Source organism: bacterium (assembly GCA_018812485.1).
GTDB lineage: Bacteria > JAHJDO01 > JAHJDO01 > JAHJDO01 > JAHJDO01 > JAHJDO01.
The window spans coordinates 1-24,141 of the sequence record JAHJDO010000091.1; the positions used below are offsets into that span (position 1 = coordinate 1).

The following is a 24,141-nucleotide window of genomic DNA, read 5'->3' on the forward strand; positions in this document are numbered from 1 at the left end:
CATGGAAACTCAATGTGATCCAATACTCGAAATTGAGAAACCCATAATCAGAAAATGCATCGCTTAACTTAACACGTATGCCCCCAAACCCCCAATTCTTGGGGGCTTTTTAGGTGTGCACTTTTAAAACTTAAATCGCTTAAAAACTGTGCACTTTTAAATTTTATCTGACAACGCAAATTACCTAATTGACTATGGATATATCTTATGATAGCCTTGACGAATAAACACAGGACATATTGTTAGTGCAAAATAAGAGTTTAAATTTAATCATTTTCCAAGTTATTATATTTCTATTTTCCCCAAGAAATGTTTTTGCAATTAGCAAAATTGAACGAATGCTAAAGGACCATCCTGTTAAATTTAGTTTCATAATCTTTGGCGTTTGTGGAGTTTTTGTAGGTGTCTTGTTACTACTGAGTTATTATAAAGAAATTTTCAGGATAATCGAATCTCTTATAACAAGCAAAACGAAAACACCAAAAAGATCTAAAATTCCGGAAGGCAAGATTGGAGATATATCCCTGCCAAATGCAAGATTGATCGTTGAAGAAGCAGAGGGAAAAGTCAAAGAATTTCTTATAACCTCAAGAAAGGAATTCTGGATCGGCAGAGATGAGGATAACCAATTAATTCTGGATGAAGTAACTGTATCAAGAAGACATTCAAAGATCAGGCCACAGATAGATGGATATGCAATATATGACTTAAACTCCAGAGGCGGTACATTCATAAATGGAAAGTCTGTTCAATCCCAGATATTAAAAACAGGTGATGAAATAGGAATTGCAAATATAAATGCAAATATTATCTTTAGAAAACAAGGTGAAGAAATAGTTAGGATAGACACTAAAGAAAGAGAGAAAGCATATACTGGTGCTGATCACAGAAAGTACCCTCGTCTGGATATGAAAGTAGCTGTCAATTACCTTGCATATTCTCCAACAGGCATGAAGGATGCCCAAACTTATACAAAAAATATAGGTGGTGGTGGGGTTTGTATAAAGACAGCTGACTGTATAACAAGAAGTACAATCCTGGAGCTGGAAATAAAGATTCCTGGTTATGGCTCTCAAATTGATGCCCTTGCACGTGTCATATACTCAAAAAAAAGAAGAATGGATAATGATTTTGATACAGGTGTCCTCTTTACTGATATTTTTGATGAAGAAAGAGAATATATTATTGATTACACAAACAGTAAAATAACCAGATAGTACCGGGAGCGAGATTTGAACTCGCACAGGATTTCTCCCACTAGCCCCTCAAGCTAGCGTGTCTGCCAATTTCACCATCCCGGCAGGAACTTCTCGAATTTTTCTACATAATAGCAAATTTCGATTTGATGTCAAAAAGAATTCAGGTAATTCATGATTAAGGTTAATGAAATTTTTAAAAGCATTCAGGGCGAGGGAAGCTTTGCTGGTAAACTGTGCAGTTTCGTAAGACTTACAGGCTGTAATCTCAGATGCAGTTACTGTGACACAAAGTATGCTTACAAAAAAGGGAGCGATTTATCCATAGAAGAAATAATCCAAAAAGTCAAGACATTGCGGTCAAATCTGGTAGAAATTACAGGAGGAGAGCCTCTTCTGCAAAAACAAACCATTGAACTGATTGCCGCTTTAATTAAGCAAAAATATATTGTTTTAATTGAAACAAATGGGAGTATCAGCATTAAAAATATAAATCAACACGCAATAATAATACTTGATTTGAAATGCCCGGGAAGCAAAATGAGCGCCAATATGCTGTGGAAAAATATTGAGTATTTAAGGAAAAAGGATGAGGTTAAGTTTGTAATAGGCGATAGAAAGGATTATGATTGGGCAAAGGACATAGTGACAAAATGCAACCTTGCTCAACGAGTAAACCATGTTCATTTCTCACCTGTTTATGGTAAACTGGTTCCCAAAGAACTCGCTAAATGGATTTGCTGTGATAATCTGGACGTTAGGATGCAGATTCAGATTCATAAATATATATGGGGGCCAGATACGAGAGGTGTTTAGATGAAAAAGGCTATAGTTCTCAGTAGCGGAGGGATTGATTCAACAACTTCAATGGCTATTGCTAAAGCAGAAAACTACGAGTTGTACTCATTAACTCTTGATTATGGACAGCGTCACAAGATTGAGATTAAAAGCGCGAAAAAAGTTGCTAGTTCTTTTTATGTTAAGGAACACAAAATTATAGTGGTAGATCTAACCAAAATTGGAGACTCTGCACTAACAGCTAATATAGATATCCCAACAGATAGCAGACCAATGGAAATACCTGTTACGTATGTTCCAGCGAGAAATACTATATTCCTTTCTATTGCATTGGCCTGGGCAGAGGTTGTTGGAGCAAACGATATATTTATCGGAGCAAACGCAGTCGACTATAGTGGCTATCCGGATTGCAGGCCTGAGTATTTAAAAGCATTTGAAAACCTAGCAAATCTCGGGACTAAAGCCGGTATTAAAGGAAAGCAAATAAAGATTCATGCGCCTTTACTCAGAATGTCTAAAGCAGAAATTATAAAAAAAGGCGTTGAATTAGGAATTGATTATTCCATAACATGGAGCTGTTATAATCCACGTACTGGCAGTAAAGCGTGCGGAAAATGCGACAGCTGTAAATTTAGATTAAAGGGATTCAGGGAGACTGGTTATGAAGATCCTATACAATATTCCACATAGGAGGAAGCAAAATGCCTAAAGAACGCATAGATAATTTAACAATACTTGGTAAAAGCAAAATTAAATATCCTGCTTCTCCTGATAAAGCCAAACTGGAAACATTTGAAAACAAATATTCCAACAGAAATTATTGGATTAGCTTTGACTGTCCTGAGTTTACATCAATATGTCCTGTTACCAGCCAGCCGGATTTTGGCATAATAACAATCCGTTATATGCCCGATAAAAAGTGCATAGAAAGTAAGTCTTTGAAACTATATTTATTCTCTTTTAGAAACTTTGCTGCATTTCACGAAGAGGCCGTTAACAGAATCCTTGATGATATTATAAAGGCATGTAATCCAAAAAAAGCCTTAGTTACTGGAGAATTCTGTCCTCGTGGAGGAATAAGCATCAATGTAGAAGCAAGCTACCCTGAAGAATCAAGCGACTAGATAATGTATGATGTTGTGTGTTAAAATGGATACAAGGTTACGAAATGAGAGAAAATAGAATATGCAAGATTTGATGACAATTAAAGATGCAAGCATATGGGCATCCAAACATATAAGCAAGGATGTTACTCCATCAAATATATCTTATCTAATTCAATACGGCAGAATTTCTAAAAATGGAGATAATGGAAGTGCTTTTGTTAATAGGTATGATTTAGAAAAATATTACAATTCACATCTTGGAACCAAAGAAGATAGATGGAAAAAACAACTTGGAGATGATTTAAATTGGAATTTATCTTTTTCTGAATACAAAGAGTCAGAAACAACTAAACATGTTCATAGACTGCATCCATACAAAGGTAAATTCATTCCACAACTGGTGGAATATTTTTTAGATCAGCATACAGATAAATTTAAAAACGAAGTTTTTTTTAATCCGATTGATATTATTTTAGATCCTTTTTGCGGTAGTGGAACAACTCTTGTCCAAGCAAATGAATTAGGTTTAAATTCTGTTGGAATCGATATTTCCGCTTTTAACGCCTTTATAAGCAATGTCAAAGTTGGAAAATACGATATTGATGATATTAGAAATACAGCAAATGAAATCACACAAAATCTTAAGATATTTTTACAAGAGAAAAATAATGTTAAATTTGAAGACGAATTATTGAGTGAACTTAGAATATTTAATAATAAATTTTTCCCGTCCCCTGAATTTAAGCACAAGGTAAGGCAAAAAGCGATTGACGAAAAATTTTATGGAAAGCAAAAATCTGAGAAATTTTCAGAAATCTACTATAAGCTTATTGGAAAATATAATATTTCACTTAAGCAGAGGCGTAATGATTTGTTTCTTGATAAATGGTTTTTAAAGGTTGTGAGAGATGAAATCAATTTTGTTTTTCAACAAATAAAGCCAATTAAAAACCTAGAAACAAAGAAGCTTCTTGCTCTTGTTTTAAGTCGCACAATTCGATCCTGCAGAGCAACCACGCATTCAGATTTAGGTACTTTAAAAGAACCCGTGACGTCCACCTATTATTGCAAAAAACATGGAAAGATATGCAAACCATTATTTTCTATTTTAAGTTGGTGGCAAAGTTACGTTCAAGATACTATCAAAAGAATTAATCAATTTGACAAACTACGTACTAAAACTTTTCAAAACTGTTTAACAGGAGACAGTAGAACAATAAATGTTTTTGATGAATTAGAAAAAAAATATCCTGCATTTGGAAAATTAGCTAAAGAAAACAAAATAGCTGGAATATTTTCCAGTCCTCCCTATGTAGGGTTAATAGATTATCATGAACAACATGCGTATTCGTACGATTTATTTGGGTTTGAAAGAAAAGATGAATTAGAAATAGGTCCTTTATGCAAAGGACAAGGGTTAGAAGCGCGAAAATCTTATATCAAAGGTATTTCTGATGTTTTGAATAACTGTAAGCAATTTTTGAAACAAGGTTATGATGTGTTTTTGGTAGCAAATGATAAGTATGGTCTTTATTCACAAATTGCTGAACTATCTAACATGAAAATTGTAAATGAGTATAAAAGACCTGTTTTGAATCGTGTCGAAAAAGATAGGTCTGCTTATGCTGAAATAATATTTCATATGAAGGAAAAGTAAAATGGCATTATCAAACAATCAAAAGCAAAGAATAGAAGAACTATTATCAAAGAAGATAGAAAATAAATTAAAATCTTATGGCAGAGAAACTACATCAATGCCATTTTTAGCCAGACTTATTCAAGATAATGAAAAAATTGCAGCATACTCATTTATACACTCTATGGCTACAACGCTTGGTATGAGCATTTATGAAGAAGTTTCAGTTATAATTGCGTCTGAAACATCAGAGGAAGTTTTTAGAAATTATGGAGTTGGAGGAGCTATCTCAAAAGAACAAAAAACAGTTATTGCCAATATCATTGCAAAACTTAGAAATGGCGACAGAAAAGCAAAAATAGAAGAAGAAATAAAGGAAGTTTTAAAAGCAGCAGCAATAAACGGCGAGTTTCAAAAATCAGGAAACATTGCAGATTTCTATATGAAACGCAACGGACAAGAATACTATTTTGAGATCAAAACAGTAAAGCCAAATATTGATGTGTTTGAAAAAAGCAAAACAAAATTATTAGAATGGGTTGCCAGAAAAAGAATGCCTATCAAGGTATACCTTGCATTTCCTTATAATCCATATCATCCAAAACCATATCATCGTTTTACAGAAGTTGGAATGATGGATTCACAAAATGATTTTTTAGTTGGCGATGAATATTGGGATTTTATTGGTGGGAAAGACACCTTTCCTGAATTATTAAAAACATTTGATATAGTAGGAAAGAATTTCAAGGAACAATTGAATAAGAAATTCAAACAAATAGCAAAAGAAAAGTTGGATTCCTATTAAGAATACACATAACGTATCTGTCGAAAAAGCACTTAAAAGATGTTCTGCCAGAATTGCAATTCTATAATGTGATGAAAAAGACAATCGCGTTAGTTTTGCTTATTTTATTTTGCTGTATAACGTCAATAGAAGCAAGAACCTTTAAGGTTGCAAGTTATAACGTTGAAAACCTTTTCGACCTTAATAAGGACGGGACCGAATACACCGAGTATATTCCGAACACCGGCTATGGCTGGACAAAAGATATCGTCGACATTAAAATCACAAATATCGCAGAAGTAATAAAGGATTTGAGAGCTGATGTTATCACATTACAGGAGGTCGAATCTAAAAAATCTCTTATCCTTTTACGTAATAGACTGAAAGACTTCGGGTTGGATTATCCTTATTTTGAGATTGCAAATTCCAAGAGCACGACCGTGAAATGCGCTGTTCTATCCAAGTTTCCAATTATAGAGAAAGAAGAAATACAGATTGATAATAAATTTGCCAGAAATATTTTTAAAGTAACTCTTAATATTGATGGGAGTAGTCTCATCCTGTTTATTAATCACTGGAAATCGAAACGAGGTCCTGAAAGCTTGAGGATAGATTATGCTAAAAAGCTCAAGGAAGATATTGACGGACTAAAAGATAATGTTGACTTCATACTGATAGGTGATTTTAATTCAAACTATAACGAATACAAAACCTTCAGAGATTCCAGCAGGCTGAACGACACTGCAGGCATTACAGGAATCAATCATATTCTCAGGACTATCAAAGATTCTGAAATGGTAAATGAACAGATTTTAGCAACACAGACCTTTAATGAGCATCTGTATAATTTATGGCTTGAAATTAAAAAAACTAGACGTTGGTCTTACAATTTTTTCGGAGAGAAGGGCGGTCCTGATAATATTATCATATCCAAAGGACTTTATGATGATAAAGGAATTTCCTATAGCGATAATTCGTTTGACAAATTCGATCCTGACTATCTGTTCAAGGGAAACGCCATCTACCGCTGGCAAAGGGCAAAAAGTGGCAGGGGTAAGCATCTGGGTGAAGGATACTCGGATCACTTACCGATTTTTGCGTATTTTTCCACTGAACCTTTTCGTTTTAAAAAGCATGACACCTTTCCAGATGATATCGCTCCTTTAAAGTTGCAAAAAAGGGCTATCTCTGACCTTTACACTTCAAAAATTGGAAATGTCAACTACCGTCTTGAACATTGCATCGTTATCTATAAGTATGGGAATGATGTTGTCATCAAACAAAAAAATGGCCGAGCAATCTTTATATACAAAGCAGGGAATAACCTGGAGCATGGTAGTATTTATAATCTTACTGTAAAAATGCTGTATGACTATCATGGGCTTCGTGAAATCACAGAGGTTGGTGATATTAAAGAAATTGGGAAAGCAGCTGATTTTGCTCCTCATTTGTTGAGTGATCCTTTGGCTGATTTCTCTGAACCGGGTCTTCAAAGCGAAGTCATATCAGAAGCTGAAGGTATTTATAAACGAGGATATTTTTATTATGGCAATAACAGGAAAATTAAATTGTACTTCAGGGATGAAAAGTTAAGGCCGAAAAACAATTCAAAAATTGTACTGAAATATGTAAAAATAGGATGCTATAAACACCCTCAAATTGTCATAGAAAAAAAGGCGCAAATTAAGTGAATAGAAAACAAGCTAAGAAAGCGAGATTGCTTCAATGACAGCGTGTCACATAATATCTTTTGGATTCTCTAGATGCTCCTTAACCTTTTGCAGGAATTTTGCTCCAAGCACGCCGTCTATGCACCTATGATCAAAGGAAGCTGTGACCTGCATCATTGACCGAATGCCAATATTCCCATCAATAATAACTGGTTTTTGTTTTATTCTGCCAACAGCTAAAATCGCACTCTGAGGCGGATTTATGATTGCTGAAAAATTGTCTATTTCAAACATTCCCAGATTACTGATTGTGAATGTTCCTCCTTCATAATCGGATGGCAGGAGTTTTCCTCCTCTTGCTTTTTTTACAAGCTCGTCACGCTTCTTAGAAATATCGGATATTGCCAGCTTATTTGCGTTTCGTATAACAGGAACAACCAGACCATCATCCACAGCTACCGCAAGTCCAATATTTATATCTCCAACAATCTCAATTGAGTCACCCTTAAAAGAAGAATTTATTTCTGGATTTTCAGATATTGCAAGAGCTGAAGCTTTTATAATAATATCATTAAACGCAGGCTTTGGTGATTTTTCGGCTCTGGCTTTTACGCATTCCGTCATATCTATCTCTGTTGAAAGATAAAAGTGAGGAATCGTCTGCTTACTTTCCTGGAGTCTTTTCGCAATAACCTTTCTTATCCCGCTTAATGGGATTGTCTTTGCAGTAATTTTTTCTGCCCCTCCAAAAGCAAGTATGTCTTCTTTGACAATCCTTCCATCAGGTCCGGTTCCGTTAACCTTTGTTACATCAATCCCTTTTTCTTTTGCCAGTCTTTTTGCTAATGGAGAAATCTTTATTCTGACTTCTTCTATGATGGATTTATCCTGAACTTCTTGAACAGGTTCCTCAACAAATGCCTCTTCCTCTTTTTTTTCTTCTTGTAATTGTTCCCGTGGTTTCTCAGGAATCTCCTCATCCATACTACCAGCAATGTATCCAATAACTGTTAGAACTGGCACAATATCTCCCTCTTTGTGAACAATCTTTCTAAGCACTCCATTCGCAAATGATTCTACTTCAAGAGTTGCTTTATCAGTTGTAATCTCAAGAAGCACATCTCCTTTTTCTACTTTGTCTCCTTCCTTTTTAAGCCATTTACCAACTGTTGATTCTTCAACGGTTTGGCCGAGTTTCGGCATTATAATTTCTTTAATCATTGGCATATCTCCTTAACTGCATTTATTACATTTTGTTTATTTGGAATTGCTGCATCTTCCAATACAGGACTCATTGGAACAGGCACATCTACAGCACATACTCTCTTCACAGGAGCATCCAATAAGTCAAATCCATGCTCCATAACCAGCATTGCAATTTCACTAGCCACATTCCCCGTTTTATATCCCTCTGATACAATAACAAGTTTAGATGTCTTTTTAACAGACGTCAAAATAGTATCAATATCTAAAGGTTTGAGCGTTCTTGGATCAATGACTTCTGCTGAAATATTATCCTTTTCAAGCTCTGTTGCCGCTTCCATAGCTACATGAAGCTGTCTGGAATATGCCACAATAGTAACATCACTACCTTTTTTCTTGATATCAGCAACTCCCAAAGGGATTATATAATCAGCTTCAGGAACTTCCCCCTTCATACCGTAAAGCATCTTATGTTCAATAAATACGACCGGATTATCATCTCGAATAGATGCCTTTAGCAGCCCTTTTGCATCATATGGAGTTGAAGGCATTACAAGATATAATCCAGGTACGTGCATTATCCATGCCTCAAGACTTTGAGAGTGATGAGCTGCAATACATCTGCCGGCTCCACCTTCAGTTCTGAGCACCATGGGAACAGTAGTTTTCCCGCCAAACATATATCTCATTTTTGCTGCCTGATTTACAAGCTGGTCCATTGCCTGAGTAATAAAATCAATATACATGATCTCTGCAATTGGTCTCATGCCTGTTATTGCAGCGCCAATAGCAGCGCCAACTATAGCTGATTCAGATATTGCTGTATCCCTTACCCTATCCTCTCCAAACTGTTCATATAATCCTTTTGTTGCTCCATAAGCTCCTCCATATATCGCTACATCCTCTCCCATAACAAAAACTTTTTCGTCTCTTTCCATTTCTTCCCGCATAGCTTCAACAAGTGCATCCTTATATAGTATTTCTCTCATCTTATGGCACCTCCATTTACTAGCTCCGTTGGAGATGGAGCATAAATATCATCTCTTAGTTCTTTAACATTAGGATATGGGCTTTCAACAGCAAATTTCTCTGCGCTTTCCACGTCCTCCTCAGCCTGTTTCTCAATTTGAGCAATCTCTTGCTCAGTAAAAATTTTATTATCTACTAATTTTTTACTGAACTGCTTAATAGGACACTTATTCCTCCATTCCTTTTCCTCTTCTTTTGTCCTGTACGCCCTGGGATCACTTCTTGAATGGCCAAAATATCTATATGTCTTGCATTCCACAAGTGTAGGGCCATCTCCCTTGCGAGCTCTCTCAACAGCTTTTTTTATGGTTTCCCGAACAGCAAGTACATCCATGCCATCACAAATCATGCTTGGTATGTCATACGCCTTGGCTTTATCAGCCATGTCCTGAACTGCTGAACACCTGCTTGCAGCAACACTCATTCCGTACAGATTATTCTCACATACAAATACAACTGGAAGTTTCCACACAGCTGCCATATTCAGCGACTCGTGGAAAACACCGTTATTTGATGCGCCGTCTCCAAAGAAACACAGGACAACCTGGGAAGTTTTTCTCATCTTTACAGATAGAGCTGCTCCAACTGCGACAGGAACATTGCTGCAAACTATACCTGTCGCTCCAAGATTTCCCGCTGTAACGTCTGCAATGTGCATGGAACCTCCTCTTCCTTTGCAGTATCCTGTTGCTTTACCGCAAAGTTCTGCCATCATTTCAGGGAGTTTGCCGCCTTTTGCAAGACAATGTCCATGACCTCGATGTGTGCTTGTGATGTAATCATCCGGCTTTATTGCACTGCACGCTCCTACTGCAACAGCTTCCTCTCCTGCATAGAGATGTGACGCGCCTTTTATTACGTTTCTCGCAAGCAGTTCCATAACCTTTTCCTCAAATAGGCGTATCTCCATCATCTTACGAAGATAACCGATCAATTCTTCTTTAGATTCTTTCATGCAATTCTGCTCCTTTATGTTTATGGTTTTACAATTATTTTCATTTCTTTTCCTGTCTCTGCTCTCGCTATTGCTTCTCTCAAGTCGTCAAGTTTAAACTCCTTTGTTATGTATTTTTTTATCTTTATCTTCCCGCTTGATATTAAGTCTATAGCTATCTGATTATGACAAGGGCTGGATCCATGCGTTCCGGTTATAGAGCACTCTTTATAATGAACAGCATTACTATCAAACTGTATATATGGATTATCCTTTGGCAACCCGCCAAAAAAGTTTACATTTCCAAGATTTGCAACCATTTCAATTGCGTCTTGTTGTGCCTTGCCAACCCCACATGCAACTATAACTTTATCTGCTCCTCTGCCATCAGTAAATCTTCTAACCAGTTTTATACTATCTTCTCTAGATGGATTGATAAATAAGTCAACCTCTACAGTCTTTTTTGCAAGCTCCAATCTTTCCTCTGACACTTCTATCATTACAGTCTTTGTTGCTCCTCTTGCACGAGCAAGTTCTGTATGCAAACACCCCATAGGTCCAGCCCCTATTACTACAACAATATCCCCCATACCTACATTTGAAAGCTCCTGTGCATTTATAACACAGGCTAGAGGCTCTGCGAGTGCTCCTTCTTCAAACGAAACATTATCAGGCAGAAAATTTACACATCCATTATCTACAGCAACTTTTGGGACAATCATATACTCCGCAAATCCACCATTCCAGAAATAGCCAATTGCCTGCAGGTTTTCGCACATTGCCTGCTTGCCGCGATGGCAGTAATAGCAGTCTCCACATGGAACAGCTGGCGCAACTGCAATTCTATTACCCACTTTATATTTAGAGACATTCTCTCCAACTGCAGTTATCTCTCCTGTCAGCTCATGTCCTGTAACACGCGGAAAAGTAATAAGCCTGTGCCCATGATGAAAAATCTTTATGTCAGTCCCACATATAGCACACGCTTCTATTTTTATCAGTATCTCCCCAACCTGCGGTTTTGGAGTAGCGATTTCTGTAATCCTGAGTTTCTCAATATCTTCCAGCAGAGCTACTTTCATATCAATCCTCCTTTAACAAGTTTTGCTATTTTGCCTTGCGAATCAATTTTACAAATATTCTTAAGAACCCAATCTATTCCTTTTTGTTTGATTGAATTCGAAAGCTTGCAAGCATATATATCTTCTGAATAATCATATTTCAGTGCTGCTGCGATTCCTTTACATATATTTACAGGTTCTATCCCATACTCTAAAACCAGTTTTGCAGAGCCTATTAAACGGTCATTCGGCCCCAGTTTGCGTATTGGGTCTCTTCCAACCCTGTATATTGTATCTCCAAGTGCTTTATTAGCGAACCTGTACAATAGATCATCAACATGTTCATAGTGCTTTTGCGAATTAAAACTATGTTTCTTAATAAGCGCTTCCCCTGTTTCTCTTAAAGCTCCTGTCACAACAGAGTATATCTCTTTATCTTCCAGTGCTTCCCATACAAACTCATATCCCTTTTGATAACCAAGGTAAGCACATATAGAATGTCCCGCGTTATGTGTATATATCTTTCTTTCCTCATAAGCAGCTATGTTGTCATAGGGAACCATGTCTCTTATATCAGGTATTTCACCAATAAACCCTTTTCTGTCAACAGGAAGTGTACAATACTCTTCAACAGCAATATAAAGAGGATCTTTCCCCTGAATATCCTGAGGAACCACTGGAACCATCCTGCTGACAACTGACTCCACGAGTCCCAGATTCCTTTTCGCATAATCCCACAGAGTCTTATCAATAGATTTCAGAATGAGCTTTCTAAATACCTGACCAGCGCATAAGAGGTTTTCACATATTATAATGTTAAGGGGATTTGTTATATTGCCCTTTTTTCTTTCTACCAGTCCCTCTGCTATGAGCGGAGCTATCTTGGACAGGACACTGTTACCAACAGATGTTGCCGCAATGTCTGCAGAGGCAAGTTCTGAAGCTACCGCTTCAATGTCTCTTGCATTTATTGCTCTGATATTATGAATCTTTAGGGATGATGGTCTTTCTCCAACTATGTTGATTGTATAAAAACCTTCTTGATTTATTGCTGATACAACCTCATTTCTTATATCCACAAATACTGTTTCATATCCAGACTGGAAGAAAAGCTGTCCTATAAATCCTCTTCCAATATTTCCTGCGCCAAACTGTACAGCTTTTTTCATACAGTAATTACCTCTATCCCCTTTTTCTGAAGCTTTCTTACTAAATTTTTAGAAACACAAGTATTTGTAATCAGTTTGTCAATAACGTCTATAGAAGCTACATTTGCAAATGCCAGTTTACCAATTTTACTATAATCTGCAACAACAATCACCTCTTTTGCTCTTTCAATCATAGACCTCTTTGTTTTTGCCTCGATAACATCTGTTGTTGTAAGCCCTTCTTCATATGTTAGACCAATTGTGCCTGTAAACAACTTATCAATATGTAAATTTTCTAGTGTCTGGTCTGAAATAGGTCCTACAAGTGTCATGTTCATTCTGCGCAGGTTCCCGCCTGTTACAACAACATTAACGTCTGGTAAGTTTGCCAGCTCAGCAATTATTTTTACTGAATTTGTAACAACAGTTAAGTTCGCCATATTCGGCAAAGTTCGCGCTATTTCAAGGGTTGTGGTGCCGCCATCGAATGCAATTGTATCGCCTTCTCGTATCATTTGAACTGCCTGCTTTGCTATTTGCGATTTTTCCTCCCTGAATTGAACTTCCTTTTCTGATAGAGGAGGTTCAAAACGCACAGAATCAATATTAATCGCCCCACCGTGTGTTCTCTGAATCAGCCCGTTTTTCTCCAGTGTGTGCAGGTCTCTTCTTATAGTTGATTCTGACACATTAAACTGTGTGCTTAATTCTGGCACAGATATCCTCTTCTTGCTACGTAAGATTTCCTTTATTTTTTCCTGTCTTTCATGCGTGAACATGCTCATTCCTGCTCATATTTGCTTGTTTTTGAATAGTATCATGCTCATATTTGCTTGTCAAGAATTTTTTAACTTTGTTCTTTTTTTGTTCAAAAAAGTATGGTATTTTAGGCAAAGAAGATAACTTCAAAATACAAAGTTCGTGTATTACTTGTTCGTTCACAACGAGAAAGCGTTAGGCAAGTGGCAAAAATTCGACCCAACATCCTTTTTATCATGTCTGACGACCACGCATCGCATGCCATGAGCTGCTATGGGAGTAGAATCAACAAGACTCCTAACCTAGATCGTATTGCTAAGGGAGGAATGCGGTTCAACAACTGCTTCTGTACGAACTCGATTTGCACACCGAGCCGTGCGACCATTCTCACCGGAACCTACAATCACGTAAATGAAGTCACTACGCTCTCTACGCCGATGGACAATCGTCTGAAGACCTTTCCCAAGCTGCTTCAGGAAAGCGGATACCAGACCGCAATTTTTGGCAAGTGGCATCTAGGCACCGGCATGGAGCATTGCCCAACTGGTTTTGACGACTGGGCGGTACTTCCAGGACAAGGACTGTATCATAACCCGGAATTCATCTTCAAAGGGCCGGATGGTGGCACCAGACGAACGATACCAGGCTATGTGACTGACCTCATTACAGACATGAGTCTCAACTGGCTGAAGGAACGAGATCAGAGCCGTCCGTTCTGTCTGCTCTATCATCACAAGGCCCCTCATCGAGAATGGGAATCAGATGAGAAGCATGCTCACATGTTTCTCAATGAGAAAATTCTTGAACCTGATACGCTATACGACGATTATTCTAACCGCGCTACAGCTGCAGCTGCAGCTAAAATGCGGGTAGGCGTTCACATGAACGAGAAAGATCTCAAATGCCGCATTAACAGGACACTTCCGGAGCGAGAATTGCGGAAGTGGGCATACCAGCGATACATCAAGGACTATCTTCGGGTAATTGCCAGTATAGATGATAATGTTGGTCGTGTACTTAACTGGCTTGATGATGAAGGACTCAGTGACAATACAGTCGTCATATATACGTCTGACCAAGGCTTCTTTCTCGGTGATCACGGCTGGTACGACAAGCGCTTTATGTATGAGGAATCGCTTCGCATGCCGTTTATTCTTCGCTATCCGAAAGAAGTCAATCCCGGGACCATAAATGATGACATTGTAGTGAATGTGGATTTTGCACCCCTTTTCATGGATCTTGCAGGGATACCAATCCCCGATGACTTCCAAGGACGAAGCTTCTGTCCACTTTTGTACGCCGAAAAGCTGTCGGATTGGCGTCAGGCAATGTACTACCGATACTGGATGCACAAGGATACATCACACAACGTATATGCCCACTATGGTATCCGCACGAAACGGCACAAGCTTATCTATTATTACTCCGACGCGCTTGGGCAACCTGGTGCATTTGATGAATCGTATGAACCCGAGTGGGAACTATTTGATTTGCTGGAGGACCCCCATGAACTTCACAATGTGTATGATGATCCAAGGTATGCGAATGTTGCGAAAGAGCTGAAACTCGAACTTCATCGCCTTCAGAAGGAAGTCGGTGACGAACGCTATGTCAAAGACATTAGCTAACATACAGACAGGATGAAACCATTTTCTCTTTTAATAAAACCTGCATCTGCTGACTGTAATCTGCACTGTCCGTATTGTTTTTATCTGGATCGGAGTACTCTCTATCCTGAATCAAAACGTCATCACATGTCCGATAAGGTACTTGCGCAAATGATTTCCAGCTATATGAAAACAGAGCAGAACCAGTATGTTTTTGGCTGGCAGGGTGGTGAGCCAACGCTTATGGGTGTGGATTTTTTCCGCAGGATAACCGACCTGCAGCAGAAATATGGTAAGAATGGGGCTTTGGTCGCAAACGGACTTCAAACAAATGCTACATTAATTGACGGGAAATTTGCAAAGCATCTTGCGAAATACAAATTTTTAGTAGGAGTCAGTCTTGACGGGTCAGAGAATATTCATAACCGCTACAGAATTACTGCTGATGGACGTGGATCATATACAGATGTTTTAAGAGGCATAGAACATCTAAAACAGAACAATGTGGAGTTTAACATTCTGACTCTCATTACTTCGGCAAATGTAAAAAAAGCTAAGGAAGTTTATAGTTTTCTCTGCGATATGGGATTTTTCTATCATCAATATATTCCCTGTGTGGAGTTTGACAATAAAGGACACCCCATGCCTTTTTCAATTAGTGGAGAGGAATGGGGTAATTTTCTATGTGAGATATTTGATGAATGGATCAAAAGGGATACGAGAAAAGTCTCTGTACGTCTGTTTGATTCTATTCTCACATTGATTGTAGACGGTGTATATAATGTCTGTCATATGGGAGATAACTGCTGTCAGTATTTTGTTGTTGAATATAATGGAGATATATATCCGTGTGATTTCTTTGTTGACGGGAATAAAAAATTTGGAAACGCAATGAATGATTCATGGGAAGAGCTTCTGGCTTCTCCAAAGTACACAGAATTTGGCAAAAAGAAAGCCCTCTGGAATAAGGAGTGTGACAGGTGTGAATATCTTAAATACTGCTTAGGTGATTGTTTAAAGCATCGTCTAAGAGATAACTCAAGAAATTTGAGCTGGCTATGCAGTGGATGGAAGCGTTTCTTTAATCACGCGCTTCCTGAGCTTGAGAAGCTTGCCTCATCAATAAAGAAAGAAAGACAAATCCAACAGCTTGCCAATCAAAGGGATATGCAAAACAGGTTTTCTCATATGAAAATAGGCAGAAATGAACCCTGCCCATGCGGAAGCGGCAAAAAGTACAAGAAATGCTGCGGGATTAATTAATGGCAGTGTATAAAGCCTCTGCTATAACCAGATGTCCGGTGAGGTTTGGGTGAACAGGCTCTGCGCAAAATGTATCAGGCTCATGATTTTTGAGCAGCCGTTGATATATCTTGTGTGTCTTGATGTGAAGCGCGTTATATTTCATACTAAGTTCATCAACAATCTGCAAGTATTCCGGCAATAATTTCAAAACAGCACTACGGAATGAGCTTGGCGAAGTCTCATTGCTTATATAAAAAGGATCTATGAGAATAAGTTTACACGCAGGTAAAGCAGATATAGTTCGTGAGATAATATCCTGATATGCCTCTCTGTATAACTCTGGAGGGACTGCATCTGAACTTCGCCTTAGAGTTCTGTGAATATCATTTATACCAATCTTAATCGAAAGCCAGTCAGGTTTATTACGCAAAACATCGTCATTCCAGCGATTTCTTAGCCCTGTAACAACATCACCGCCTATACCTTTATTAATAACAGTTATAGCTTTTTGATGTTCTCGAATTATTAACATATCCGAGAAGAATTTGACGTAGCCGTTACCCAATGGGCGTTCAGTCGTACGTCTTCCACAATCCGTAATACTGTCTCCTATAAAAAGAACCGATTGTCCATCTCTGATTTTCATTTTGCCTCCCTGTTACGTTCTTAACAATTAACAGTAGAGATTGTATGATTCCGTTGTCTGTGTGTCAATGTGAAAATCAATTCGTACGTTTGACGGAGTAATAATATTAAAGTATAATTCCTTAAATGTACTATTTATTAGCCCCTTTAGCTGGCGTATTTGCAGGAATCGGATCAGGGCTTTTGGGCATGGGAGGAGGTTCAATTCTTGTCCCTGTTCTGCTGTTTGTCTTCCAATTGCCCATTAAAGAGGCAATTGGAACAAGCCTTTATATAATTGTACTTACTGCTATATCAGCAATAATTGTGCATTGGAAAGAAAATCAGATTAATTTAAAACTGGCTGTTGTTATGTCTTTAACTGGGATTATTGGTGCCCAGCTTGGTTCTTATCTTAATAAGATTATTCCTGATAATATAATTAAGCTTGTATTTACCGTTGTTGTAATTATATTCGGTTTTAGAATGTGGATAGGGACAAATAACGGAGGGGAAAAAATTTCCGCTGCCAATAATACTTCTGGCATAAAATTCAATAAATCATTAGCGTTAATTCTAGGGCTAATTGCCGGAACCGCTTCTGGCCTGCTTGGGATAGGAGGAGCATTGATCATGGTTCCTGTAATGCATATATTCTTACGCATTCCTATGAATATATGTGTTGGGACTTCCCTTTTTATTGTATTCTTCAATTCTCTTTCAGGAGTAGTGGGATATATAGCCAGAGGTGACGCAAATTTGAAACTTGCAATTCTTATAGCTATTGGCTCAGTTGTTGCCGCTCCTTTTGGTGCAAAACTAAGCGTAAAGATTTCACGAGAAAAACTAAGGAAAATATTTGCTGTTGTACTTGTGCTTGCCGGGATAGCTATATTGTTTAAAAAAGTATGATATACGTCATTTATAACACTCTCTTGTATTCTATATCTATCATTACATCGCCTTATTTCTTATGCAAACTTGTTCTTACTAAAAAGTATAGAATGAACTTATCACAGCGATTTGGTAAATTACCTCAGTCATTGATAAACGTAGCTCAATCTGGCAAATCAGTCTGGATACATGCTGTTTCTGTGGGAGAAGTAGCAGCTGCAATGCCATTCATCGATGAGTTCAGAAAAACATTTCCTGATTATAGAATTTTTCTTTCAACAGTTACTGCTACAGGCAATCAGTTTGCAAAGAAAATAAAAGACATTGATGGATTATTCTTCTTTCCATTTGATTATTCGTTCGCAGTTAAAAAAGCCATAACACATATAAGCCCAAATATGTTTATAACATTTGAAACAGAAATATGGCCAAATTTTCTCAAGTCTGCTCAAGACATGAAAATCCCATGTATCCTTGTAAACGGCCGTATATCTCCAGACTCTTTCAAGCGTTATAAAAAAGCAAAATTCCTCTTTAAACATATCCTTAAGAACTTCTCAGCATTTTGCATGCAAACAGAACAAGATAGAACAAGAATCATGGAATTGGGCGCAGAAAAAAGAAAAGTCAGAGTAACTGGAAATACAAAGTTTGACGCACTTGTTAGCAAGGAAGAGAACGCAGATGTAAAAAACAAGTTTACAAAACTCTTTGGAATTAGAGAAAATGATAAGGTTATTATTGCAGGCAGCACACATAAAGGGGAAGAAGAAAAAGTCTTAGATGCATTTCAATATATTTGTCAAAAAGTCACTAACGTTCTTCTAATACTTGCTCCAAGACATCCTGAACGCTTTCGGGAAATAACAAAATTATTAGAAGATAGAAACATAGATTATATTTTAAGGTCAACATTAGATAAGATCAAGAGGGATAAACAACAAGTTATAATACTTGATACAATCGGCGAATTATCTAAACTATATACTATAGCTGACGTTGTATTTATTGGAGGAAGTTTGGTGCCTACAGGAGGGCATAATGTCATTGAACCAGCAAGCCTGGGCAAACCAGTCGTTTTTGGCCCATATATGTATAACTTTACTGAGAGTGCAAAGCTGCTTCTTGAGTGCAAGGGAGCTATTCAGATATCTGATGAGGCTGAACTTGCAGCTTGTTTATTGAAGCTGATCTTAAATCCTGAATATGCAGAACAAATTGGTAAGATTGCAAAAGAGGCTGTACAAAAAAACAAAGGCGCAAGTAAAAGAAATCTTGAAGTTATATCAAGATTTTTAAATAATTAGGCATGGAGAGAATATAAATTGCCTATGAAAGAAGCTCTATATTACAAAAAGCTCAACAATGATTCTGTGCAATGTTTGCTCTGCCCCAAGCTATGTAAGATTAAGGAGGGTAAAAGCGGATTCTGTGGCGCAAGGGAAAATATAGAGAATAAGCTGTTCTCAAACATATATTCCCGCGTTAGTTCCCTCGGAATGGATCCCATAGAGAAAAAGCCGTTGTATCACTTCTACCCTGGAAGTTTAATCCTCTCATTAGGCACTACTGGCTGTAATTTTGCCTGCCCTTTTTGTCAAAACTGGCAGATCTCTCAAGAACGTAATGTTTCTACTCACGAGATGTCACCATTTGAAGCTGTAGAAAAGGCTCTGGAGAGAAGTTCCATTGGCATTGCATACACATACTCTGAACCGATGATATGGTATGAATATGTAATGGATACAGCTAAGCTTGCTAAAGAAAAAGGCTTGAAGAACGTGCTTGTGACAAACGGCTATATTAATGAAAATCCACTCAAAGAATTACTACCATTTATAGATGCTATGAATATCGATTTAAAAGCTTTTGACGAAAAATTCTATAAAGAAATCTGCAAAGGAGACCTTGGAACTGTATTGAAAACAATAAAAATATCTAGCACAAGCTGCCATATAGAGATAACGAATCTTGTTATCCCAGGATTTAATGATACAACCAAGTACTTTGAAAATCTCGTCAACTGGATAGTAGAAAACATAGGAGTAGATATACCTCTGCATTTTTCTCGATATTTCCCACATTATAAGATGAAAACCAGTTCTATTACTCCGATTGAAACTCTGGAGCAGGCGTGTGAAATTGCAAAGAGAAAGTTAAGGTATGTATATTTGGGGAATATAATGATATAATAACCAAGAATTCGGGAGGGCTGTGTCATGGGATTATTAAAAGGCAGGGTAGGTTCGTTTCTAGCAATGGTAGTGATAGGCGGGCTTGTTGGCAGTATAGTAGGAGAAATTTTTGGCGTACTTATTCCCACAGGTTTCTGGCATAATTTTTTTATCGCAGGTCCAAAGCTTCAGCTTGGCCCAGCACCTTTAGATCTAGTAGTCTTGAGTATAACTTTGGGATTTGGGTTAAAGCTCAACCTCTGTGGATTACTTGGCATTACACTTGCTTTGTTAATATACAGAAAAGTATAATAATCAACCTGTTGCTTCCAGGAATCCCCTAAGCTTTCTACTCCTAATTGGGTGGCATAGCTTTTTCAAAGCTTTTGCTTCTATTTGGCGAATCCTCTCTCTTGTTACATGGAATACATTGCCTACTTCTTCCAAGGTATGGGGATACCCATTATTAAGACCAAACCTGAGTCTTAATATCCTTGCCTCCCTCTCAGTAAGAGTCACTAGAACTTCTTCTAACTGTTCCTTTAACATTACAGATGAAGTAGCAGCTGATGGAGAAACAATAGTCTTATCCTCTATGAAATCTCCGAAATGCGTATCTCCCTCATCTCCTACTGGTGCTTCAAGAGATATCGGATGCTGCGCTATCTTAACTATGCCGCGAACTTTATCTATAGGCAGTTTCATTCTTTCTGCAAGTTGCTCCGGGCTGGGCTCTTCTCCAAACTCCTGTATCAGTTCACGTGATGCTCTTGCAAACTTATTAATCGTTTCTATCATGTGCACAGGAATGCGAATTGTTCTAGCCTGATCAGCTATCGCTCTTGTTATTGCCTGGCGAATCCACCATGTTGCATAAGTAGAAAACTTATAACCTCGCTTATGCTCGAATTTATCTATAGCTTTCATTAAACCTATGTTGCCTTCTTGAATCAGATCCAAAAAAGGCAAGCCTCTATTGACATACTTTTTAGCAATACTTACAACAAGACGTAGGTTCGCCTCTGCCATTTCCTTCTTTACTGCAGAAATTCTTACTTCCTCATGCTCTATTTCCTTTACTAATTCAGACAGCTGGTCAAAAGATAGTGCGGCTTCTGCTTCTAAATATCTTATTCTTCTCCGACTTTTGCTTATGTTATGGTTAGCTTCCTCGTCAATCTTTGCTTTTAACTCCTGCATTTCTTTAAGAGAATATTTTATCTTATTAGCAGTTTCCAATATATCTGTCTGAGACAATTTAAGCTTACTTCCGATTTTTATAATCCTATTTTTCCCGAGATTTATTTTTTCTGTTATTTTTAACTCCTGTTCTTTTGAGAGTCCAGGTTTTTTCAGTTTCCTCTTTAAATCATGAATTTTTATGTCAGCGTCGCTTATACTATCTAATAAAGCAGGCATGCTTTCTAATAGATCTTTGTTTTGGATGCTTATTTCATCATCGAGAATATCCTCAATTTCTGTTTCAGTCTCTTTTAGCTTTTTAAGATACCTATCAACTATGATCTTTATTTGTTTGGGCGCAAACCCACAGGTAAATACTAGCATTCTTAATTTTCTCTCTGCCTTTTCAATCTTCTTCGCCAGTTTTGATTCCTGCTCTCTGGTAAGCAAATCAATCTGTCCCATCTGATGCAGATATGTGCGCACAGGATCACTAACTTTTGACTTTGTAGCAACATCCAGTTCTTCTTCAACCTCTTTTTCTTTTGAAACAGCTGTAATCTTAGTCTCAGGAGCAGATAAAATCTCAATATTCATGTCTCCTAACATCATAAGAATATCATCAATCTGCTCTGATGAGATAACATCAACGGGAAGCATCTCATTTATCTCTTCATAGGTCAAGTGCCCTTCTTTCTTTCCTAATTCTATTAACTTTTTTGTGCCTTTAGGGTATCTTTTTCTCTTATTCATACTTACCATTCACCTTTCAAATGTATTATCAATTCTTTCTGTTCCATTATCTGCTTTAGAAGACTCCTCACTTCACCTGTTTCTTTTGTTTTTTCTAAACTTGCATTGAGCTCAGCTATCCTTTTATTTATTTTTTTCTCTTTCAACTTTGCTATTGTCTGATTAACCTCTTTCCCTTTTTCGGAATGAGGAATAGTTTCCATAACGAGACCTGTAACTATGTCCTTAAGTACATCACTTTCTAACTGATTTAAAATATTCTTGCAAGAGAACATTTTACCAGCTATGTCTAGTTTAAATAACAAGCCCACAATCTGCCGATAGTCATTATTTAGGAAGTCCTCTACCCCCAAAGACTGACGCACTTTTTTAACAATATCTGTATCTTCTAGCATCAGTTGCAGCAAGTGTTTCTCAACCCTTTCTGTTGGTAAGAGAGTGGCACTTGGATGATAGAATATTCGCTCAGATGCTTGATCCTCTATTTTACTCAGCTCATCTAATACAGACGCTTCATCCAACGATAGCCTTGCTGCTAAATACCTGATATATTCGGATTTCCTAATGGAATCTGTTATCTTACTGATTGTAGGCAGTATGTTTTTTGCAATTTCTGCCTTGCCATCTATAGATGCTGAATCTAACTGATCTTCTAAAATACTAATCCTATAAGTAATAATATCAACCGCTTCTTTTAGCATATTGGAAAACTTGTTCTTTCCATACTTATTAAGAAAGCTATCAGGATCTTCACCTACAGGCAGTCTAACAATTTTTACCATTAATCCTTGCTCAACCAAGATATCTAATCCACGTAATGTTGCCTTAGTTCCGGCTGTATCTCCATCATAGACTATAGTCGCTTTTGTGGCATATCTTAACAGCAATTTGGCCTGCTGAACTGCTAAGGATGTTCCTGAGGATGCTACAACATTTAGAAACCCTGCCTGATAAAGTGATAAAAGATCCATGTATCCTTCCACTATAACAACATGATTATTATCAGCTATTTCCTTTTTCGCAATATTAAGTCCATAAAGAATATTGCTCTTATTGTATAAATCTGTTTGTGGAGAATTTAGATATTTAGGAAGTGTTTTATCATCAAGCGCTCTGCCCGCAAAACCTACGATCTTCCCCTGTGTATTATGTATTGGAAATATAATACGATTCTTAAATCTTACATACCTATTTTTCTCGCTAGAATCATAAGCAGTTATTCCTGCTTTATCTAAAGCGGCTTCAGATATTTTCTCCTTTTTAACAAATTCTAACAAACTCTTTGGAGAGGCTGGAGCATATCCCAGCTTAAAGTCTTTAATTGTCTGAGTATCAATTCCCCTGTTCTTCAGATACTCACAGGCATGTTTGCCTTCTAAACTATTTATTAGCATATTATTAAAATAATCAGAGGCTACGTTGTTAACTCTATACAGGTCTAAAACATCCGTATTTATTTTTTGTCTTGTAATAGAGATTCCTGCTTTATCTGCAAGTAACTCTACCGCTTCAATAAAAGTCATATTTTCGTATTTCATTACAAAGCCAAATACATTACCCCCTGCTCCACAGCCAAAGCAATGGAATATTTGTTTTTCAGGGCTGACTATGAATGACGGGGTTTTTTCATGATGAAACGGGCACGGTGCTTTAAAACTTCTCCCTGCCTGCTTTAAAGGAATATAACCGGAAATAACTAAAACAATATCGCTCTGTTGTTGTATACTCTCAATAACTGACTCAGGAATCATTCCAGCCATGGATTTAGACTGCCTTTATTGACATTTCTTTGAAAAACAGAATTTTTTAGTCTAGCATGATGATACGAAATTTGTCAAATTAGCCCGGAGGCCAATTCATAACTCTCCCGCCTATAAGATGGAAATGCAGATGAAACACCTCTTGTCCGCCATGTTTGTTGCAGTTGCATACTATGCGAAAACCTGAAGAAGCAATGTTATTTTTCTCTGCCATTTCTACAGCTATTTTATGTATTTTCCCAATTAACACATTGTCGTCGACATCGATAATCGTTGGAATGTGACTCTTTGGAACTATTAAGATGTGCGTGGAGGCAACAGGTTTTATGTCTTTAAATGCTATAACCTCATCATCTTCATATACTATTTCTGCTGGAATTTCCTTATTGATAATTTTACAGAATAAACAATCGCTCATGATATACACTCCTAAAACCTTCGCTGAGTATTTATAATGTTTCCGAGTGAAATATATATAATCATGCTACAAAAAACAAGTAAATGTTCCATGTGCTTGACTTGCCTTATGAAAAGTGATAGCTTCTGGTCTAATGTTTAGTATTTTGAAAATTAGAATT

General features: G+C 37.3%; 23 protein-coding genes and 1 tRNA gene. 13 read left to right on the plus strand and 11 right to left on the minus strand.

Annotation, left to right across the window (positions count from 1 at the left end; all coding sequences use genetic code 11):
• Positions 1 to 338: 338 nt before the first annotated feature.
• Complete coding sequence (locus tag KKC91_07180; GenBank protein ID MBU0478335.1) at positions 339 to 1,217, plus strand: FHA domain-containing protein; 879 nt, start codon at positions 339 to 341, stop codon at positions 1,215 to 1,217.
• Here the strand turns inward: KKC91_07180 and KKC91_07185 are convergent.
• Positions 1,218 to 1,301: transfer RNA gene (locus KKC91_07185), tRNA-Leu, on the minus strand.
• Positions 1,302 to 1,370: 69 nt separating this feature from the next.
• On the opposite strand from KKC91_07185, the gene KKC91_07190 reads away from it, so the two are divergent.
• The 6 genes from KKC91_07190 to KKC91_07215 all read left to right on the plus strand — a co-directional run bounded on the left by KKC91_07190 (position 1,371) and on the right by KKC91_07215 (position 7,211).
• Positions 1,371 to 2,012 carry a radical SAM protein gene (locus tag KKC91_07190; protein MBU0478336.1) on the plus strand — a complete coding sequence of 214 codons (642 nt, stop codon included), beginning with the start codon at positions 1,371 to 1,373 and terminating at the stop codon, positions 2,010 to 2,012.
• Positions 2,013 to 2,684, plus strand: a complete 672-nt coding sequence (queC, locus tag KKC91_07195; GenBank protein ID MBU0478337.1) for a 7-cyano-7-deazaguanine synthase QueC — start codon at positions 2,013 to 2,015, stop codon at positions 2,682 to 2,684.
• Between the two features lie 11 nt (positions 2,685 to 2,695).
• Complete coding sequence (gene queF, locus KKC91_07200; GenBank protein ID MBU0478338.1) at positions 2,696 to 3,118, plus strand: preQ(1) synthase; 423 nt, start codon at positions 2,696 to 2,698, stop codon at positions 3,116 to 3,118.
• Between the two features lie 61 nt (positions 3,119 to 3,179).
• The gene (locus tag KKC91_07205) at positions 3,180 to 4,757 is read left to right on the plus strand and encodes a site-specific DNA-methyltransferase (GenBank protein ID MBU0478339.1); all 1,578 of its coding nucleotides are present in this window, start codon (positions 3,180 to 3,182) and stop codon (positions 4,755 to 4,757) included.
• 1 nt (position 4,758) lies between these two features.
• Positions 4,759 to 5,541: a TdeIII family type II restriction endonuclease gene (locus KKC91_07210; protein ID MBU0478340.1), complete on the plus strand. Its 783-nt coding sequence runs from the start codon at positions 4,759 to 4,761 to the stop codon at positions 5,539 to 5,541.
• A 71-nt stretch (positions 5,542 to 5,612) separates the two neighbouring features.
• Complete coding sequence (locus KKC91_07215) at positions 5,613 to 7,211, plus strand: endonuclease/exonuclease/phosphatase family protein (GenBank protein MBU0478341.1); 1,599 nt, start codon at positions 5,613 to 5,615, stop codon at positions 7,209 to 7,211.
• 45 nt (positions 7,212 to 7,256) lie between these two features.
• Here KKC91_07215 and KKC91_07220 read toward each other — a convergent pair whose 3' ends face one another.
• Genes KKC91_07220 through KKC91_07245 form a run of 6 tightly spaced genes read right to left on the minus strand, consistent with a single transcriptional unit; the run spans position 7,257 to position 13,350 of the window.
• Positions 7,257 to 8,408: a 2-oxo acid dehydrogenase subunit E2 gene (locus KKC91_07220; GenBank protein MBU0478342.1), complete on the minus strand. Its 1,152-nt coding sequence runs from the start codon at positions 8,406 to 8,408 to the stop codon at positions 7,257 to 7,259.
• On the minus strand, positions 8,408 to 9,382 hold the full coding sequence (locus tag KKC91_07225; GenBank protein ID MBU0478343.1) for an alpha-ketoacid dehydrogenase subunit beta: 975 nt from the start codon (positions 9,380 to 9,382) through the stop codon (positions 8,408 to 8,410). Before KKC91_07225 ends, KKC91_07220 begins: the two co-directional genes overlap by 1 nt.
• The gene (gene pdhA, locus KKC91_07230) at positions 9,379 to 10,377 is read right to left on the minus strand and encodes a pyruvate dehydrogenase (acetyl-transferring) E1 component subunit alpha (GenBank protein MBU0478344.1); all 999 of its coding nucleotides are present in this window, start codon (positions 10,375 to 10,377) and stop codon (positions 9,379 to 9,381) included. The genes KKC91_07225 and pdhA overlap by 4 nt, the downstream gene beginning before the upstream one ends.
• Before the next feature lie 20 nt (positions 10,378 to 10,397).
• Entirely contained in the window at positions 10,398 to 11,438 is a 1,041-nt protein-coding gene (locus KKC91_07235) for a zinc-dependent dehydrogenase (GenBank protein MBU0478345.1), read from the minus strand.
• Positions 11,435 to 12,586 (minus strand): mannitol-1-phosphate 5-dehydrogenase, encoded by a 1,152-nt coding sequence (locus tag KKC91_07240; protein MBU0478346.1) that lies wholly within the window; start codon positions 12,584 to 12,586, stop codon positions 11,435 to 11,437. Before KKC91_07240 ends, KKC91_07235 begins: the two co-directional genes overlap by 4 nt.
• Positions 12,583 to 13,350: a DeoR/GlpR family DNA-binding transcription regulator gene (locus tag KKC91_07245; protein ID MBU0478347.1), complete on the minus strand. Its 768-nt coding sequence runs from the start codon at positions 13,348 to 13,350 to the stop codon at positions 12,583 to 12,585. Before KKC91_07245 ends, KKC91_07240 begins: the two co-directional genes overlap by 4 nt.
• Positions 13,351 to 13,527: 177 nt before the next feature.
• Between KKC91_07245 and KKC91_07250 the strand changes: the two genes are divergently transcribed.
• Together KKC91_07250 and KKC91_07255 are read left to right on the plus strand one after the other, a co-directional pair.
• On the plus strand, positions 13,528 to 14,952 hold the full coding sequence (locus KKC91_07250; GenBank protein MBU0478348.1) for a sulfatase: 1,425 nt from the start codon (positions 13,528 to 13,530) through the stop codon (positions 14,950 to 14,952).
• 12 nt (positions 14,953 to 14,964) lie between these two features.
• Entirely contained in the window at positions 14,965 to 16,194 is a 1,230-nt protein-coding gene (locus KKC91_07255; GenBank protein MBU0478349.1) for an anaerobic sulfatase maturase, read from the plus strand.
• Here KKC91_07255 and KKC91_07260 read toward each other — a convergent pair.
• The gene (locus KKC91_07260; protein ID MBU0478350.1) at positions 16,187 to 16,822 is read right to left on the minus strand and encodes an SGNH/GDSL hydrolase family protein; all 636 of its coding nucleotides are present in this window, start codon (positions 16,820 to 16,822) and stop codon (positions 16,187 to 16,189) included. The two genes, KKC91_07255 and KKC91_07260, sit on opposite strands and share 8 nt — an antisense overlap.
• 125 nt (positions 16,823 to 16,947) lie before the next feature.
• Here KKC91_07260 and KKC91_07265 point away from each other — a divergent pair, with 125 nt between their 5' ends.
• From KKC91_07265 to KKC91_07280, 4 genes are all read left to right on the plus strand, one after another.
• The gene (locus KKC91_07265; protein ID MBU0478351.1) at positions 16,948 to 17,712 is read left to right on the plus strand and encodes a sulfite exporter TauE/SafE family protein; all 765 of its coding nucleotides are present in this window, start codon (positions 16,948 to 16,950) and stop codon (positions 17,710 to 17,712) included.
• A 92-nt stretch (positions 17,713 to 17,804) separates the two neighbouring features.
• Positions 17,805 to 19,001 (plus strand): 3-deoxy-D-manno-octulosonic acid transferase, encoded by a 1,197-nt coding sequence (locus KKC91_07270; protein MBU0478352.1) that lies wholly within the window; start codon positions 17,805 to 17,807, stop codon positions 18,999 to 19,001.
• 24 nt (positions 19,002 to 19,025) lie between these two features.
• Entirely contained in the window at positions 19,026 to 19,886 is an 861-nt protein-coding gene (gene amrS, locus KKC91_07275) for an AmmeMemoRadiSam system radical SAM enzyme (protein ID MBU0478353.1), read from the plus strand.
• 27 nt (positions 19,887 to 19,913) lie between these two features.
• Positions 19,914 to 20,180: a DUF4321 domain-containing protein gene (locus KKC91_07280; protein MBU0478354.1), complete on the plus strand. Its 267-nt coding sequence runs from the start codon at positions 19,914 to 19,916 to the stop codon at positions 20,178 to 20,180.
• Positions 20,181 to 20,183: 3 nt separating this feature from the next.
• Here the strand turns inward: KKC91_07280 and rpoD are convergent, their stop codons facing one another.
• The 3 genes from rpoD to KKC91_07295 all read right to left on the minus strand — a co-directional run bounded on the left by rpoD (position 20,184) and on the right by KKC91_07295 (position 23,981).
• Positions 20,184 to 21,803: an RNA polymerase sigma factor RpoD gene (gene rpoD / locus KKC91_07285; GenBank protein MBU0478355.1), complete on the minus strand. Its 1,620-nt coding sequence runs from the start codon at positions 21,801 to 21,803 to the stop codon at positions 20,184 to 20,186.
• A 2-nt stretch (positions 21,804 to 21,805) separates the two neighbouring features.
• Positions 21,806 to 23,563 (minus strand): DNA primase, encoded by a 1,758-nt coding sequence (gene dnaG, locus KKC91_07290; GenBank protein ID MBU0478356.1) that lies wholly within the window; start codon positions 23,561 to 23,563, stop codon positions 21,806 to 21,808.
• Between the two features lie 79 nt (positions 23,564 to 23,642).
• Entirely contained in the window at positions 23,643 to 23,981 is a 339-nt protein-coding gene (locus KKC91_07295; GenBank protein ID MBU0478357.1) for a histidine triad nucleotide-binding protein, read from the minus strand.
• Positions 23,982 to 24,141 lie beyond the last annotated feature (160 nt).

Coding starts and splice junctions, on each gene's coding strand:
- KKC91_07180 (MBU0478335.1), top strand. CDS start 339: ATGCTAAAGGACCATCCTGTTAAATTTAGTTTCATAATCTTTGGCGTT.
- KKC91_07190 (MBU0478336.1), top strand. CDS start 1,371: ATGATTAAGGTTAATGAAATTTTTAAAAGCATTCAGGGCGAGGGAAGC.
- queC (MBU0478337.1), top strand. CDS start 2,013: ATGAAAAAGGCTATAGTTCTCAGTAGCGGAGGGATTGATTCAACAACT.
- queF (MBU0478338.1), top strand. CDS start 2,696: ATGCCTAAAGAACGCATAGATAATTTAACAATACTTGGTAAAAGCAAA.
- KKC91_07205 (MBU0478339.1), top strand. CDS start 3,180: ATGCAAGATTTGATGACAATTAAAGATGCAAGCATATGGGCATCCAAA.
- KKC91_07210 (MBU0478340.1), top strand. CDS start 4,759: ATGGCATTATCAAACAATCAAAAGCAAAGAATAGAAGAACTATTATCA.
- KKC91_07215 (MBU0478341.1), top strand. CDS start 5,613: ATGAAAAAGACAATCGCGTTAGTTTTGCTTATTTTATTTTGCTGTATA.
- KKC91_07225 (MBU0478343.1), bottom strand. CDS start 9,382: ATGAGAGAAATACTATATAAGGATGCACTTGTTGAAGCTATGCGGGAA.
- pdhA (MBU0478344.1), bottom strand. CDS start 10,377: ATGAAAGAATCTAAAGAAGAATTGATCGGTTATCTTCGTAAGATGATG.
- KKC91_07235 (MBU0478345.1), bottom strand. CDS start 11,438: ATGAAAGTAGCTCTGCTGGAAGATATTGAGAAACTCAGGATTACAGAA.
- KKC91_07240 (MBU0478346.1), bottom strand. CDS start 12,586: ATGAAAAAAGCTGTACAGTTTGGCGCAGGAAATATTGGAAGAGGATTT.
- KKC91_07245 (MBU0478347.1), bottom strand. CDS start 13,350: ATGAGCATGTTCACGCATGAAAGACAGGAAAAAATAAAGGAAATCTTA.
- KKC91_07255 (MBU0478349.1), top strand. CDS start 14,965: ATGAAACCATTTTCTCTTTTAATAAAACCTGCATCTGCTGACTGTAAT.
- KKC91_07260 (MBU0478350.1), bottom strand. CDS start 16,822: ATGAAAATCAGAGATGGACAATCGGTTCTTTTTATAGGAGACAGTATT.
- KKC91_07265 (MBU0478351.1), top strand. CDS start 16,948: ATGTACTATTTATTAGCCCCTTTAGCTGGCGTATTTGCAGGAATCGGA.
- KKC91_07270 (MBU0478352.1), top strand. CDS start 17,805: ATGAACTTATCACAGCGATTTGGTAAATTACCTCAGTCATTGATAAAC.
- amrS (MBU0478353.1), top strand. CDS start 19,026: ATGAAAGAAGCTCTATATTACAAAAAGCTCAACAATGATTCTGTGCAA.
- KKC91_07280 (MBU0478354.1), top strand. CDS start 19,914: ATGGGATTATTAAAAGGCAGGGTAGGTTCGTTTCTAGCAATGGTAGTG.
- rpoD (MBU0478355.1), bottom strand. CDS start 21,803: ATGAATAAGAGAAAAAGATACCCTAAAGGCACAAAAAAGTTAATAGAA.
- dnaG (MBU0478356.1), bottom strand. CDS start 23,563: ATGGCTGGAATGATTCCTGAGTCAGTTATTGAGAGTATACAACAACAG.
- KKC91_07295 (MBU0478357.1), bottom strand. CDS start 23,981: ATGAGCGATTGTTTATTCTGTAAAATTATCAATAAGGAAATTCCAGCA.